Source organism: Mesorhizobium sp. C089B (genome assembly GCF_030323125.1).
In the GTDB taxonomy this organism is placed as follows: domain Bacteria; phylum Pseudomonadota; class Alphaproteobacteria; order Rhizobiales; family Rhizobiaceae; genus Mesorhizobium.
Window position 1 is genome coordinate 4,248,152 of the sequence record NZ_CP100469.1, and the last position, 14,337, is coordinate 4,262,488.

A 14,337-nucleotide genomic window follows, 5' to 3' on the forward strand; every position below is an offset into this window, starting at 1 on the left:
AATCGAGTCATACCATGCCAACGGACAAAAATAATGAACTGACCATCAAGGACGGTCATGCAGCCGCACCGCCCAAGGCTGCCAAGAAAATCCTCGACGTGGCCTACGACCTGTTCTACCGCCGCGGCATCCGGGCGATCGGCGTCGACGAAATCGTCAAGCGCGCCGGCGTCACCAAGCCCAGCCTCTACCGCAGCTTTCCCTCCAAGGACGAGCTCGCCGCTTCCTATCTCAGGCAATATGACCGTGAGTATTGGGAGCGTTTCGACGAAGCCGTGGCTGCCCATCCCGGCGACCCGCGGGCACAGCTCAGGGCTTTTCTGACTCGCGTCGGCAAGCGCACGCAAAGGCCGGACTATCGCGGCTGCGGCATGACCAACGCGGCGGTGGAATATCCCGAACATGGCCATCCGGCGCGTGTCGTCAGCGAGGCCAACAAGCAGGAGTTGCGCCACCGCCTGCGCGCCATGGCCGCAGCGATGGGCGCTAAAGACCCTGACACGCTCGGCGACGGCCTGCTGCTGTTGATCGAAGGCGCCTATATCAGTGGCCAGCTCTTCGGCCTCGGAGGCCCGGCGGCGGCGGTCGCCCACAACGCCGACCTGCTGATCGAGGCGAGCTTGAAGAAATAACATTTCGAACGTTGGCGCCGCCCCTCACCTGCCGGCATCCTTTCCCGGAAATGGGGCGAGGAACGCTCTCATCACGATTTCGCCAATTGCCAGCGTTGCAAGGTTGTCGCCAGCGGCGCAGCCGGCCACTTTCTCCCGTTCAGGGGGAGAATTGCCCGGCAGGGCGATTTGGGCGGCGCCAACGTTGAGATTGGCACGCTAGGCCGGCCGCAGATTTGGCGATAGGCTGGGGCGAACTTCACGGGAGACGTCCGCATGCGAACCCTGCTGCTTGTTCCATTCGCCCTCGCCGCCCTATCCCAAACCGCCCATGCCGACGGCATATCAAGCGTCTACACCGACCTCGACTCGCAAAAGGACTGCGTCACCTATGCGCAGGCGCAGGAAGGCGACGGCGAATGGGCCGAACTCGCCTGCTCCGGCTATCGTGGCTATCCCGTGCTGATCGCCTATGACGACGCCCGTGAATCGCTGTTCTACGGATTTCCGCCCGGCGGCGACATGACCTCGGTCTGGGAGAGCTTTTCCGGCTTCAACTCGTCCGGCGCCAAGGTCGAGTGGCGCATCGAGACCAAGGGCGACGTTGCCGTTCCCTTTGCCGTCATCCACCGCCGCTCGATCAGCAATCCCGAGGACGAGAACAAGCCGACCGAAGTGCTGCTCGTCGCCAAGGTCGCCCAGATGGAAGCCCGCGACGGCTGCACCATCGGCCTCGTGCTGGCCACCGGCAACCCGCAGGCCAATGACCAGGCGCGCAAGCTGGCCGACGAAAAGGCGAAGAGTTTCGCCTGTGGCAAGGACAAGCACACCGTCATCGGCAACGTGCCGGCGTTTGGTCGGGTGGATAACTAGTCACGTGGGTGCAAGGCACCCCCTCTGCCCTGCCGGGCATCTCCCCCTCAAGGGGGAGATTGGCAGCTTCGCTGGCGGCGCTTTTCTTTCGGCGCTGAAAATTGACGAAAGCCGTTGCGACTCCCCCCTTGAGGGGGAGATGGCCGGCAGGCCAGAGGGGGTGCCTCGCGCTGGCGTTTGCCGCTTACTTGAACGAGACGCAGGCCTCTCTCGGCGCTACTTTGCCGCCTTCGCCCGTGCGATCGCGTCGACAATCATCTTCTTGGCGTATTTGGAATCGTGCCAGCCTTCGATCTTGACCCATTTGCCGGGCTCGAGATCCTTGTAGTGCTCGAAGAAGTGCTGGACCTGGTCGCGGGTGATCTCGGGCAGCTGCGTGTATTCGGTGACGTTTTCGTAGCGCAGCGTCAGCTTCGGCGACGGCACGGCAATGACCTTCTCGTCCTGGCCGGCATTGTCTTCCATCACCAGCACGCCGATCGGCCGCACATTGATGACGCAGCCCGGCACCAGCGCGCGGGTGTTGCAGACCAGAACGTCAATCGGGTCGCCGTCGCCCGAGAGCGTGTGCGGCACGAAACCGTAATTGCCGGGGTAGCGCATCGACGTATGCAGGAAACGGTCGACGAACAGCGTGCCGGCCTCCTTGTCCATCTCGTACTTGATCGGCTCGCCGCCGATCGGCACCTCGATGATGACGTTGATGTCCTCGGGCGGGTTCTTTCCGATGGCAATGGCTTCGATACGCATGGCTTAAATCCCTCTCTCGATGTCCACGATCGATAGCGGGCGGCGCGGCATGGTGCAATGCGGCGATTGGTACGGAGCGCTAATGGAAGCGCACGGTTTGTGATGATTTGTAACCGAGACCGGTCATTCCCAGACGAAGGCGACCTTCTTCAGCGCCCTCTGCTCGAAAACCTCGACGCCTTCGGCAACATCGCGGCCACCCGCGCCGGCATAGAAGGAAAGCGCATTCTGGTTGTCTTCCAGCGCCCACACCACCATTCCCTTCAGCCCGTGGTCGGCAAGCCGCGCCCGCGCCGCCTTGAACAGCCGGCTGCCGAGCCCGATGCCCTGATATTCCGGACGCAAATAAAGTTCGTAGATTTCACCCTGCTGCTTCAGCTCGCGGGCGCGGTTCTTGCCGATCGTGGCATAGCCGGCGATGGTGCCGCCGATCTCGACCACCAGAACGGTGGCAGCGCGGCGGATGGCGTTGGCCCACCAGTCGGCGCCGCGGCGGTTGATCATCGAGGTCAGCGAGCGATGCGGGATGATGCCGGAATAGGCGCCCTCCCAGGCCAGCTGGTGCACGTCGGCAATGGCGCCGGCGTCGCGCGGTTCGGCTTTCCTGATGTCGATGCTCAGCGTATTCATGATTTGTTAACCATAAACCCGCATCGGCCATTTGCAAGAGTCGAGGTCAGCCCGCCGACCGCTTTCTCACAGCCGATCGCGACACTGCTGACAATGGGCAAAGCCTGCCTGGAAAACGCACCCAGCCGGCGCGGTCAGGCGTCCGTCCGGGTAGCGCGTGCTGGCTTTTCAGATCTCGACGAGATGATCGTCCAGTTCATTGGCATCGCCCGACGTCACCGGGAAATGCTCGGCCAGCACCGCGCCGACCTGCCCGATCGCCTTGACGAAGCCGTCGGCGAGCCGGTCGTGACCGGCATGCTGCAGGAGATCGCGCACCACGCCGTCCCAGACATGCTGGCCGACCTTGCTGTCGATGCCCGAATCGGCGACCACTTCGGCATAACGCTCGGCGATCGACACGAAGACCAACACGCCGGTGCGCGCCGTGGTGCGGTGGACATTGCGGGCGAGGAACTGCCTGAGCGCATTGTGATGTGCCGCCTGATAACGCTGCCGGCGCGGCACCAGATGGATGCGCAAGCCCGGCAGCGCCCACAAAAGCACCAACACCGAGGCCAGTGCCAGCAGTTGGACAATGACGAAATGCGGCAGCCGGATCGACAGCCACCAGGCTTCCAGCCCATAAGCGACGGCGAGGCTGGCAATCAGCATGCCTGATGTCGCCATGAAGGCGGCGGGAAAGAAATAGCCGTCGCTGGCATGCGCAACGACGCAGTAGATCTCGCCGTCGGTTTTGGCCTCGGCCGCGCGGATCGCGGTGGCGATGCGCTCATGGTCCTGTGGGCTGATCGGTCGTGTTGCCATCTTCTCTCACCAGCTCCCTGAAGACCCGCCACCGCCAGACGAACCGCCGCCGCCTGAAAACCCGCCGCCGCTGCTTGAGCCCGAAGACCAGCTGCTGCCCGAACTTCCCGATGACCATCCGCTGCCCGACGACGAACTTGTTGTCCAGCTGCTGGAGCCCGAGGACGATCCGCTCGGCCCCTGGCCGTAGCGAAAGGTCATGCCCAGCCATTTATACACGCCCGGCGACAGCTTGGTGCCGAAGATCGGCGGCAGGAAGGCCATCGCCAGGCCGCCGAAGAACATCGCCGCCCACAGGATCAGGAAGACCGCGACGACGGGATCGATGGGCGTGCTGCGGTCGGCCGGGTTGCGCTTGCCGCGCGCCTCCAGCTCTTCCGGGTTGCCTTCCAGCACCATGACCATGTCGTCGACGGCCTTGGAAATGCCGCCGGAGAAATCACCGGCGCGGAACGCCGGCACCATGTCGTTTTCGATGACCAGTTTGGTGTGCAAATCGGTCAGCGTGCCTTCCAGCCCGTAGCCGACCTCGATGCGCATCTTGTGGTCGTTCTTGGCCACTAGCAGAAGCACGCCGTTGTTTTCGCCGGCCTGGCCGAGTTTCCAAAAGCGGAACAGCCGGTTGGCGTAGGGTTCGATCTCCTCGCCGTCGAGGCTGTTGATCGTGGCGACGACGATCTGGTCGGAGCCTTTGGTCTCGAAATCCGCGAGCTTCTGCGTCAGTGCCGCCTTGGTCGCGGCGTCGATAATACCGGCATTGTCGACCACCCGCCCGGTGAGTGCCGGCAGGTCTGCCGCCAAAGCTACAAACAGCATGGTGAGCATCGTCAACAGCGCGATGCCGATCGTCGCGGCTGCGCGGCCAGGTCTTGGCGGATTGAAGACGCGTACTGTCATGCCGTCACCAGTTCCCCTCAACCACCATGACTGTCCTCAATCACCATGATCATGTCGTCGACCGCTTTGGAAATACCGCCGGAGAAATCCCCGGCGCGGAAGGCCGGCACCATGCCTTCAATGATCCGTGTGGCGTGCTGGTTGGTGAGCGTGGCTTCCAGCCCGTAGCCGACCTCGATGCGCATCTTGCGGTCGTTCACGGCCACCAGCAGAAGCACGCCATTGTTCTTGGCCTTCTGGCCGAGCTTCCAAGCGTTGAACAGCCGGGTGGCGTAAGGCTCGATCTCCTCGCCGTCGAGGCTGGGAACCGTCGCGACGACGATCTGGTCGGAGCCTTTGGTCTCGAAATCGGCCAGTCTTTGGGTGAGCGCCGCCTCGGTCGCGGCATCGATGATGCCTGCATTGTCGACGACACGACCGGTGAGGGCGGGCAGTTCCGCCGCCAGCGCCGCGAAGCTGACGAGCAAGACCAGCAAGGCAGCGCCGGTCATCGTGGCGAAGCGGCCATGCCAGGGATTGGCGATGCGTGTTGTCATCTCGTCACCAGCTTCCCGAGGAGCCGCCGCCGCCGGACGAACCGCCGCCGCCGGAAAAGCCGCCACCACCGCTTGAACCCGACGACCAGCCGCCCCCGCCCGAAGACCAGCCGCCGCTGGACGACCGCCGGCCCGGCTCGAATGTCATGCCGAGCCAGCGATAGCGGCCGGGACCGAGTTTTTGGCCGAAGATCGGCGGCAGGATGGAGGCGGCCATGCTGCCGAAGAAGATGATTGCCCAGATGCTGATGAAGACGCCGAAGAACAGATTGTCGGTATTGATGGGCGGCTTCTGGTTGCGCTCGCCGCGCGCCTCCAATTCCTCCGGATTGCCTTCCAGCACCATCACCATGTCGTCGACGGCCTTGGAAATGCCCCCGGAGAAATCGCCGGCGCGGAACGCCGGCACCATGTCGTTTTCGATGATCAGCTTGGTGTGCAAATCGGTCAGCGTGCCTTCCAGCCCATAGCCGACCTCGATGCGCATCTTGCGGTCGTTCGGCGCCACCAGCAGCAGCACGCCGTTATTTTCCTTGGCCTGGCCGAGCTTCCAGAAGCGAAACAGCCGGTTGGCGTAAGGCTCGATCTCCTCGCCGTCGAGGCTGGGGATGGTGGCGACGACGATCTGGTCGGAGCCTTTTGTCTCGAAGTCGGCGAGTTTCTGGGTGAGCGCGGCTTTGGTTCCCGCGTCGATAATGCCGGCGTTATCGACGACGCGGCCGGTCAGCGCGGGGAGGTCGGCGGCGAAGGCGGTGAGGGGCAGGAAGACGGCCAGAAAGGCGAGAAGAACACCAAGGTTGGCGTTCCTTCGCGTCCCCCTCTGTCCTGCCGGACATCTCCCCCTCGAGGGGGGAGATTGGCAATCTCGCTGCCGACGCTCAGCCGGCAACGCTGATATTTGGCGCAAGGACAGAAGACAGCTGATCTCCCCCCTTGAGGGGGAGATGTCCGGCAGGACAGAGGGGGGTGTGAAGGAACGCAAGGCTGGCAAAGGCCAAGCTCACCCAGACGTCATCACCCGCCCTGCTTCGTGCCGAAATCGACCTTCGGCGGCTGCATCTTGTCTTCTTCGACGGTGAAGTTGGCGAAGGGCTCGTTGCTGCGGAACCAGAAGGTTGCCCATAGCACCGACGGAAAGGTCCTCAGCGTCAGATTGTAATCCTTGACCGCCAGGATGTAGTCGCGCCGCGCCACGGCGATACGGTTCTCGGTGCCTTCGAGTTGCGCCTGCAGCGCCAGGAAATTCTGGTTGGCCTTGAGGTCGGGATAGGCCTCCGACACCGCGATCAGCCGCGACAGCGCGCTGGTCAGCCCTGATTGCGCATCCTGGAACTTCTTGAGCGCTTCGGGGTCCTTCAGCGTTTCCGGCGTCACCGTGATCTGCGTCGCCTTGGCGCGCGCTTCGACCACCGCATCGAGCGTGTCCTTTTCATGCGAGGCATAGCCCTTCACCGTCTCGACCAAATTGGGAATGAGGTCGGACCGACGCTGATACTGGTTCAGCACCTCGCTCCATGCCGCCTTGGCGTTTTCCTCCGCCGTCGGGATGGTGTTGAAGCCGCAGCCGGCGAGCAGAGGCAGCACGACGGCCATCATCAGCACGGCCGGCAGACTGCGGAAAGGGAAGGCAAGGCGCTGGGCAAACATGGTGAGGTCCCTCGACAGAAGTTGCATGTGAAGCATTAGCACAATCCGCGCTCAAGAAAATGTCTGCCGCTGGCGCGCATTCCTGGCGCGCATTCATGCGCCGGCGAGGCCCTGTGATTGATCGCGCGAACACGGTATGGTTGCCGGCAAACAGGACAGGATCATGGCGGAACGCCACGACGATGACAGCGAATCGCGCCGCATTATCGAGCGCGTGGCGAACGAGGGCGGCCTTGGCGGCGCATCGCTGGTGTCACGGGCAGCGAAAGGCGCGCGCGATCATGTTACCGCAGCGGAGGCCGACCGATCCGATCCGATCGAGGTCTGGGGCACCCGCATCGGTCGCGCACTTGGGCTCATCGTCGCCCTCGGCCTTTTGATCTGGCTCGTGTACTACGTCTCCCGGGGCAGCTAGAGCATGATCCTGAAAAGTGGGAACCGGTTTTCTCGGACAAACGGGAACCGTTTTGTCCGGAGATCATCCTCCAACCAAAGAGATAGATCAGGATGACGATTCAACGAAAAATTATCCGTATCTAGGATTTTCCATGAACCGCGAAAAAGCCGACGCGCCGCGCGCGGTCATCGTCATTTCCAGCCATGTCGCCCGCGGCTCGGTCGGCAACCGCGCCGCCGTGTTTGCGCTGGAGACGCTGGGCTTTCCCGTGTGGGCGGTACCGACGGTCATCTTGCCCTGGCATCCGGGCCATGGCCGCGCCACGCGCATCGTGCCGCCGCTCGACCAGTTCAAGGCGCTGATGGCCGATCTCGAGCGCGCGCCCTGGCTGGGTGAGGTCGGCGCGGTGCTGTCGGGCTATCTTGGCGAGGCCGGCCAGGCCGAGGCCGTCGCCTCGCTGGTTGCGGCGGTCAAGGCCAAGACGCCGGACGCGATTTATATATGCGATCCGGTGATGGGCGATTCCGGCGGGCTCTATGTGCCCGAGCCGACGGCCGCCGCGATGCGCGACCGGCTGATGCCGATCGCCGACATCGCCACCCCCAACCGTTATGAGCTGGAGTGGATGGCCGGCGCGCCTTTGCCCGATCTGAAATCGGTGATCTCGGCCGCCCTCCATGCCGGACCGTCAACAATGCTGGTGACGTCGGCACAGTCGATGATGACCGGCGGCACCGGCAATCTGCTGCTTGACGGCACCCAGGCGCTGCTGGCCGAACACCGCCTCATCGACAAGCCGCCGAATGGCCTCGGTGACCTGACTGCGGCCGTCTACCTCGCCCGCATCCTGTCGGGGCAGCCGCCGATCAAGGCGCTGCAATCGACCACCGCCGCCGTCTACGAAATCCTGGCGCGAACCGCCAAGCGTGGCGGCGACGAGTTGCAGCTTGAAACCGATGCCCAGAGCCTGTCGCATCCGATGGCGATGGTGCAACTGCGCCACCTCACGCATCCGGGGCGGGACCGCCGGGCGTGACCTCGACCGTGGTCGTCGGGGTCGACGGCTGCAAGGCCGGCTGGATCGCCGTCCGCCGCGATCTGGATGTCGCGCCGTCAGTCCGCGTCTTTCCCAGCTTTGCGACCCTGCTCGACGCCTTGCCCGCCGATGCGACAGTGGCCGTCGACATGCCGATCGGCCTGCCGGACGTCTCGCAAAGAGGCGGGCGCGGGCCGGAGACCTTGGTACGGCCAATGCTCGGAGCACGGCAATCCAGCGTCTTCTCTATCTCGTCCCGCGCGGCCCTCTACGCCGACATCAGCGACTTCACCACGGTCGAGGCCTGGTATGAGGCGCATCGGCGCGCCAGCGAGGTGGCCAGGGCGACCTCCGATCCGCCACGCGGCGTCTCGAACCAGGCCTTCGGCATCTTTGCCAAGATACGCGAGATCGACGCGCTGCTGATCGCACGTCCGCAACTGCGCCGCCGCGTCTTCGAATCGCACCCCGAAGTGGCCTTCTGCCGGCTGAACGGCGAAAAACCGATGACGCTGCCGAAGAAGATCAAGGGCGCAGTCAATCCTGCCGGGATGGAAGAGCGCAAGGCACTGCTCTGCCGGCACGGCTATACCAGAGCTTTCCTTGACCAGCCGCCGCAACGCGGTGCTGCCGCCGACGATTTCCTCGACGCCGCCGTGATGATGCTGATTGCCGGGCGCATCGCCGGCGGCGAAGCAAAGCCGTTTCCCGACCCGCCGCTTGCCGACCGTTTCGGCATTCCCGTCGCCATCTGGGCGTGAAGCATGCCTCGAGCCATGCATGCCGCATGGCGATTTGCGACGGAGCCATCCGCAATTCGGCATTGCCCGGGATGGCCTTTTGCCGTTAGAGCCTTCCTGACCTGAGAACGAGTTGCCGCCACCAACCCGGAAAGGCTTCATCCCTAGCCCATGCCCCATCTCCCCGAACATCTTTGGACCGGCTACCGCAACTTCATGAACGGCCGCTATCTCACCGAAAGCGGACGCTATCGTGAGCTCGCCCGCGAGGGGCAGGCGCCCGAGACCATGATCGTTGCCTGCTGCGATTCGCGCTCTGCCCCCGAAGCGATCTTCGACGCCGGCCCGGGCGAACTGTTCGTGCTGCGCAATGTCGGCAATCTGGTGCCGCCCTACGCGCCGGACGGCGAATTCCACTCGACCTCGGCCGCGCTTGAATTCGCCGTGCAGAGCCTGAAGGTGAAAAACATCGTTGTGATGGGCCATGGCCGCTGCGGCGGCATCCGCGCCGCCCTCGACACCAATTCGGCGCCGCTGTCGCCCGGCGACTTCATCGGCAAATGGATGAGCCTGATCGCGCCGGCGGCCGAAACCGTATCGTCCAGCACTTTCATGACGGCGACGGAACGGCAGACGGCGCTGGAGCGCATCTCCATCCGCTATTCGATCGCCAATCTCCGGACCTTCCCTTGCGTCTCGATCCTCGAAGGCAAGGGGCGGCTGTCGCTGCATGGCGTCTGGTTCGACATCTCGACCGGCGAGCTTTGGGTGATGAACAAGGACACCGGCGATTTCGAGCGGCCGGATTTGACGTAGGAGGGAGCAGTGCAAGATCGCCATTCGATTGTTTTCGCCGTGGCGGCGCTGCTCTTCTCGCTCACCCCTGCCCGCGCCGATGACGGCGCCATCATCGACCGCTGGTATTCGGCGCTGCTGGTCGCCGACCGCACCGAATTGTCGGACCTGCTGGCCGACGATGTCCGCATAAAGCTCGACGATCTCGGCATCGTGCAGTCGAAGCAGGAATTCATCGCGTCGATCGACGAGTGGGAGGGTGCTGTCGCCGGCGCCGCGATCCGCCATCGCATCGAAAAGAGCGAGGCCGGCGTCACCACCGTCATCGCCTGCTACGATTTCCCCAACAATGACATGCTGATCCAGGAGACCTTTGCCGTCGCCGGCAACCGCATCACCGCAAGTTCGCAAGCCGCGATCGCCGAAAATTGCGACGGCTTCTGACGCAGCGCCGGACTAGTACCAATGTCGGTGAACGACCAATGACAGCTATCTGGCTTCGATCGCTATTCAAGAATTACAAAGATCAGCTGCTGTGGGTTTGGGAGTCGCTTGTGCGCTGCTGAAGTCTTTATTAAAATGGTTCAAAAAAGTCTCAATTAAGTGGCCGTGATAATAGGCATAGGTTTCTAATTCAACATTAGCATTTTGGGGTTTTCTTATGTTAAACGTCAGGCGATCACTCGAAATCACAGGCTTAAACCATGCTTTCTTTGCCCATCCTTGCGATTTGTGAGTGTAAAACTTTCCATCGTCACTCTTTTCCCAAGTAGCTATCTTCCTTTTTGCTCTTTTTGCGCGATTCTTGCGTCGAAATTATTGAGAAGCTTCTGAGCTTCGGTGGTTATAAAAAGCGCCGCCATAAATACCTCCTAAGAAATACACTTACAAATACATAAGGAGGGTAGGAACGAGATGCAAGCGAGTGGGATCTCCTCACCGCAAGCAAGGTTGCCTAGCCGGCTGCATCACCTTACATCCAAGAGTACCTATCGCTCAGTCCGACCATCGAAAGATCCTCCATGCCGTCCACGAAGACCGTCGATCTCGCCGCCCATCCGCTGACCAAATGGCAAGGGCCGCTCGGCCTGCCGGATTTTGCCAGCATCGGCGACGACGATTTCTCCTCGGTGTTCGACGCGGCGCTGAAGGCACATGAGGCCGAAATCGATGCGATCGCCGGCAACAAGGATGCGCCGACCGTCGAGAATACGCTGGCAGCCCTCGAGCTCGCCGGTGAGCCGCTCGACCATGTCTCGTCGATCTTCTGGTGCCGGGCCGGCGCCCACACCAACGATGCGATCCAGGCGCTGGAACGCGATATCTCGCCGAAGATGTCGCGGCATTTCTCGGCGATCTCGATGAACGAGAAACTGTTTGCCCGCATCGACGACCTCTACCAGCGCCGGGAGACGCTAAAACTCGACGCCGAGACGCTGCGGGTGCTGGAGAAGACCTGGAAAGGCTTTGTGCGATCGGGCGCAAAACTCGACGCCGACGGCAAGAAGCGGCTGGCCAACATCAGCGAGGAGCTGTCCTCGCTCGGCACCACTTTCGGCCAGAACGTGCTGGCCGACGAGCGCGACTGGGCGCTGTTCCTCGACGAGGCTGATCTTGCCGGCCTTCCGGACTTCGTGAAGAGTTCGATGGCCGAAGCCGCCGAGACGCGCGGCCAGAAGGGCCGCTACGCCGTCACTTTGTCGCGCTCAATCTATGAGCCGTTCACGACCTTTTCTGAACGCCGCGATCTGCGCGAGACCGCTTTCCGCGCCTTCACCATGCGCGGCCAGAATGGCGGCGCCAGCGACAACACCGCAGTGGTGCGCGACATGCTGAAACTGCGCGCCGAAAAGGCCAGGCTGCTCGGCTATGCCTCGTTCGCCGCGCTGAAACTCGACGACACCATGGCCAAGACGCCGAAGGCTGTGCACGACCTCCTCGACCCGGTCTGGGAGAAAGCGCTGGAGAAGGCCGCCGCCGACCAGAAGGAGCTGGAGCGGCTTGCGACCAAGGCAGGCAGCAACGAAAAATTCGCCGCCTGGGACTGGCGCTTCTACCAGGAGAAATTGCGCGCCGAAAAATTCGACTTCGACGAGGCGGAACTGAAACCCTATCTGCAACTCGACCGGGTCATCGACGCCTGCTTCGACGTCGCCACAAAACTGTTCGGCATCACTTTCGAGGAGAAGAAGGGCATCGCCGCCTGGCATCCCGACGCGCGCGTCTTCGTGGTGAAGAACGCCGATGGCAGCGAGCGCGGCCTGTTCCTCGCCGACTATTTCGCCCGATCCTCGAAGCGTTCTGGCGCCTGGATGAGCGCGCTGAAGTCTGGCTACAAGCTTGGGGATGGCTCCAAGCCGGTGATCTACAACATCATGAACTTCGCCAAGCCGCCGGCGGGGGAAGCGGCGCTGTTGTCGGTCGATGAGGCCAAGACCCTGTTCCACGAGTTCGGCCATGCTTTGCACGGCATGCTGACCGACGTCACCTGGCCGTCGGTGGCGGGCACCTCGGTTTCCCGCGATTTCGTCGAACTGCCTTCGCAGCTCTACGAGCACTGGCTGACGGTGCCCGCAGTGCTGGAAAAGCATGCGCTGCATGTCAAGACCGGCAAGCCGATGCCGAAGTCGCTGCTCGACAAGATGCTGGCCGCCCGCACGTTCGGCGCCGGTTTCGCCACGGTCGAGTTCACAGCGTCGGCGCTGATCGACATGGCGTATCACGCGCGGCCGGATGCGCCGGCGGAACCGCTGCGTTTCGAAGCCGAAACGCTGGAAAAGCTTGATATGCCCGACACCATCGCCATGCGTCATCGCACCCCGCATTTCGGCCATATCTTCTCCGGCGACGGTTATTCAGCCGGCTACTATTCCTACATGTGGTCGGAAGTGCTCGACGCCGACGCCTTCGCCGCCTTCGAGGAGACCGGCGATCCCTTCAACCCGGCGCTGGCGGAACGGCTTCGGAAGAATATCTATGCCGCTGGCGGGTCGAAGGATCCGGAGGAGCTGTACACGGCGTTCCGCGGCAAGATGCCTTCGCCGGAAGCGATGATGGTGAAGCGGGGATTGCTATAGCGCCGCCTTATCTCCCCCCCTCGAGGGGGAGATCACCAGCGCCAAGGATCCGCCACCCGTGGCCACACCGGCCGCGTCAGCTTCCTGTAATCCGTCACCGCCGGATTGCTCGGATACGAGCTCGGCGCCGAGACATAGATGATCTCCGCCGCGATCGGTTCAAAGCCGGCGTAGAAATGGTTGGTTGACTTGATCAGCAATATGTCCTTCGACAACGGATCGACACCGATGTTGGAGAAGACATCCGGCTCGAAGGTCTGCGTGCGGTTGGTGTTGAGGATGATGTCGATTTCGGTGCCTTCGAGCCGCACCAGCGCCGTCGGTCCGAGCGTCACCCGGCTCGGCCCGAAGCTCTGCCAGCCCTCGGGGACGGCTTTCAACACCTTGACGCGCGCATCGATCGGTTCGCCGGCCAGCGGCCCGGCCTTGCCGCCGAAGCGCAGGTCGATGACGGCGCCTTCGCCTGCCGCCTGGCAAAAGGTGACAGCGATCGGGTCCCAGATCGTCGCCACGCCAAAATTGTCCACGCCCTGTTCCAGCATGGCGCGCAGCACGACCGTACCGTCGCCGGCGACGCCACCGCCGGGATTGTCCCAGATGTCGGCAATCACAACCGGCTTGCCGGGATTTTCCTTGCGCACGGCCAGTGCCCGCGCGATGCCGTCCTCGGTGTTCAGCATCGTCATCGCCGTCCTTTCGCGGATGGCGTAAAGCTCGTGCCCTAGCCTCTCCGCCAGCGCATCGCCCTTGGCCTTGTCATTGTCAGTGACGACCAGGATGCGCGTGCCCATTTCCGGCACGTCCGCGGCCATGAAGCCATGGATGACCGAGACCGACAGCACGCCGTCCTTGCCGTGCAGCGCCTTGATGCGGTCGACGAAGGAGCGCATCGGCTCGCGGCTGGTCGGCAGCACCTGGATCATGCGGCAGTCGAACGTCGAGATCACCGGCTTGATCTCGTCGCGCGCCGCCGCCAATCCAAGCTCGACGACATGTTCGCCGCGCTCATAGAAGTCGGTGTGCGGGAATTCGAGGAAATAGGCCATGACATTGCATGCCGCGACGCGCTTTGGGGTCAGATGACTGTGCGGGTCGAGCTCGACCGCGATCACCACGTCGGGCCCGACGATTGCGCGAACCCGTTCCAGCAGATCGCCTTCGCAATCGTCATAGCCTTGCGCCACCATGGCGCCGTGCAGGCCGAGGATGACGGCGTCGACCGGCAAGGCTGCCTTCAACTGGCCGAGAATCTCGTCGCGCAACGACTCATAGGTCTGCCGCTGCACCAGCCCGCCCGGCTCCGCCCAGGTGGCGGTGCCTTCGATGACGGTCAGCCCTTCGGCAGCCGCACGCCGGCGCAGCGCGACCATCGGCGAGGAGCACAAGGTCGGCGTGTCTGGATGCTTGCCCGGCCCGGCATAGAACGCCATCTCGAACGACGCCCGGTCGGTCGGCACCGGCGAGAAGGTGTTGGTTTCGGTCGCCAGCGAGGCGGTGAAGATGCGCATGAAAACTCCGTACGGCTATTTGTTTTTCGCAAT

15 protein-coding genes and 1 pseudogene are annotated in these 14,337 nt (G+C 63.0%); 8 read left to right on the forward strand and 8 right to left on the reverse strand.

Annotation, left to right across the window (positions count from 1 at the left end):
• The first annotated feature begins 14 nt into the window (after nucleotides 1–14).
• Together NLY44_RS21000 and NLY44_RS21005 are read left to right on the forward strand one after the other, a co-directional pair.
• The gene (locus NLY44_RS21000) at nucleotides 15–632 is read left to right on the forward strand and encodes a TetR/AcrR family transcriptional regulator (protein WP_023688845.1); all 618 of its coding nucleotides are present in this window, start codon (nucleotides 15–17) and stop codon (nucleotides 630–632) included.
• Nucleotides 633–887: 255 nt separating this feature from the next.
• On the forward strand, nucleotides 888–1,484 hold the full coding sequence (locus tag NLY44_RS21005; protein ID WP_023700187.1) for a hypothetical protein: 597 nt from the start codon (nucleotides 888–890) through the stop codon (nucleotides 1,482–1,484).
• Between the two features lie 216 nt (nucleotides 1,485–1,700).
• On the opposite strand, the gene ppa is transcribed toward NLY44_RS21005, so the two are convergent.
• The 7 genes and pseudogenes from ppa to NLY44_RS21040 form a co-directional block, all read right to left on the reverse strand.
• Nucleotides 1,701–2,234, reverse strand: a complete 534-nt coding sequence (gene ppa / locus NLY44_RS21010) for an inorganic diphosphatase (protein ID WP_023668623.1) — start codon at nucleotides 2,232–2,234, stop codon at nucleotides 1,701–1,703.
• 123 nt (nucleotides 2,235–2,357) lie between these two features.
• Nucleotides 2,358–2,864, reverse strand: a complete 507-nt coding sequence (locus tag NLY44_RS21015; RefSeq protein WP_023732945.1) for a GNAT family N-acetyltransferase — start codon at nucleotides 2,862–2,864, stop codon at nucleotides 2,358–2,360.
• 168 nt (nucleotides 2,865–3,032) lie between these two features.
• Entirely contained in the window at nucleotides 3,033–3,671 is a 639-nt protein-coding gene (locus tag NLY44_RS21020) for a TPM domain-containing protein (protein ID WP_023728709.1), read from the reverse strand.
• A 6-nt stretch (nucleotides 3,672–3,677) separates the two neighbouring features.
• Nucleotides 3,678–4,568, reverse strand: a complete 891-nt coding sequence (locus NLY44_RS21025; RefSeq protein WP_023806400.1) for a TPM domain-containing protein — start codon at nucleotides 4,566–4,568, stop codon at nucleotides 3,678–3,680.
• A gap of 35 nt (nucleotides 4,569–4,603) precedes the next feature.
• A pseudogene (locus NLY44_RS21030) lies at nucleotides 4,604–5,059 on the reverse strand (TPM domain-containing protein); the annotation flags it as partial.
• 49 nt (nucleotides 5,060–5,108) lie between these two features.
• Nucleotides 5,109–5,879 (reverse strand): TPM domain-containing protein, encoded by a 771-nt coding sequence (locus NLY44_RS21035; protein ID WP_196813610.1) that lies wholly within the window; start codon nucleotides 5,877–5,879, stop codon nucleotides 5,109–5,111.
• Between the two features lie 239 nt (nucleotides 5,880–6,118).
• Nucleotides 6,119–6,751 carry a LemA family protein gene (locus NLY44_RS21040; RefSeq protein ID WP_023681434.1) on the reverse strand — a complete coding sequence of 211 codons (633 nt, stop codon included), beginning with the start codon at nucleotides 6,749–6,751 and terminating at the stop codon, nucleotides 6,119–6,121.
• Nucleotides 6,752–6,914: 163 nt separating this feature from the next.
• On the opposite strand from NLY44_RS21040, the gene NLY44_RS21045 reads away from it, so the two are divergent.
• The 6 genes from NLY44_RS21045 to NLY44_RS21070 all read left to right on the forward strand — a co-directional run bounded on the left by NLY44_RS21045 (nucleotide 6,915) and on the right by NLY44_RS21070 (nucleotide 12,796).
• The gene (locus NLY44_RS21045) at nucleotides 6,915–7,166 is read left to right on the forward strand and encodes a hypothetical protein (RefSeq protein ID WP_023693217.1); all 252 of its coding nucleotides are present in this window, start codon (nucleotides 6,915–6,917) and stop codon (nucleotides 7,164–7,166) included.
• A gap of 133 nt (nucleotides 7,167–7,299) precedes the next feature.
• Nucleotides 7,300–8,184 carry a pyridoxal kinase PdxY gene (pdxY, locus tag NLY44_RS21050; RefSeq protein WP_023688841.1) on the forward strand — a complete coding sequence of 295 codons (885 nt, stop codon included), beginning with the start codon at nucleotides 7,300–7,302 and terminating at the stop codon, nucleotides 8,182–8,184.
• Nucleotides 8,181–8,945, forward strand: coding sequence for a DUF429 domain-containing protein (locus tag NLY44_RS21055; RefSeq protein ID WP_023806401.1), 765 nt, complete (start codon nucleotides 8,181–8,183; stop codon nucleotides 8,943–8,945). Before pdxY ends, NLY44_RS21055 begins: the two co-directional genes overlap by 4 nt.
• 150 nt (nucleotides 8,946–9,095) lie before the next feature.
• On the forward strand, nucleotides 9,096–9,740 hold the full coding sequence (locus NLY44_RS21060) for a carbonic anhydrase (RefSeq protein WP_023732938.1): 645 nt from the start codon (nucleotides 9,096–9,098) through the stop codon (nucleotides 9,738–9,740).
• A 9-nt stretch (nucleotides 9,741–9,749) separates the two neighbouring features.
• A complete protein-coding gene (locus tag NLY44_RS21065; protein WP_023732937.1) occupies nucleotides 9,750–10,163 on the forward strand; it encodes a hypothetical protein in 414 nt (137 codons plus the stop codon).
• A 578-nt stretch (nucleotides 10,164–10,741) separates the two neighbouring features.
• The gene (locus tag NLY44_RS21070) at nucleotides 10,742–12,796 is read left to right on the forward strand and encodes a M3 family metallopeptidase (RefSeq protein ID WP_023806402.1); all 2,055 of its coding nucleotides are present in this window, start codon (nucleotides 10,742–10,744) and stop codon (nucleotides 12,794–12,796) included.
• A 32-nt stretch (nucleotides 12,797–12,828) separates the two neighbouring features.
• Here NLY44_RS21070 and NLY44_RS21075 read toward each other — a convergent pair whose 3' ends face one another.
• A complete protein-coding gene (locus NLY44_RS21075) occupies nucleotides 12,829–14,304 on the reverse strand; it encodes a M81 family metallopeptidase (RefSeq protein WP_023688837.1) in 1,476 nt (491 codons plus the stop codon).
• Nucleotides 14,305–14,337 lie beyond the last annotated feature (33 nt).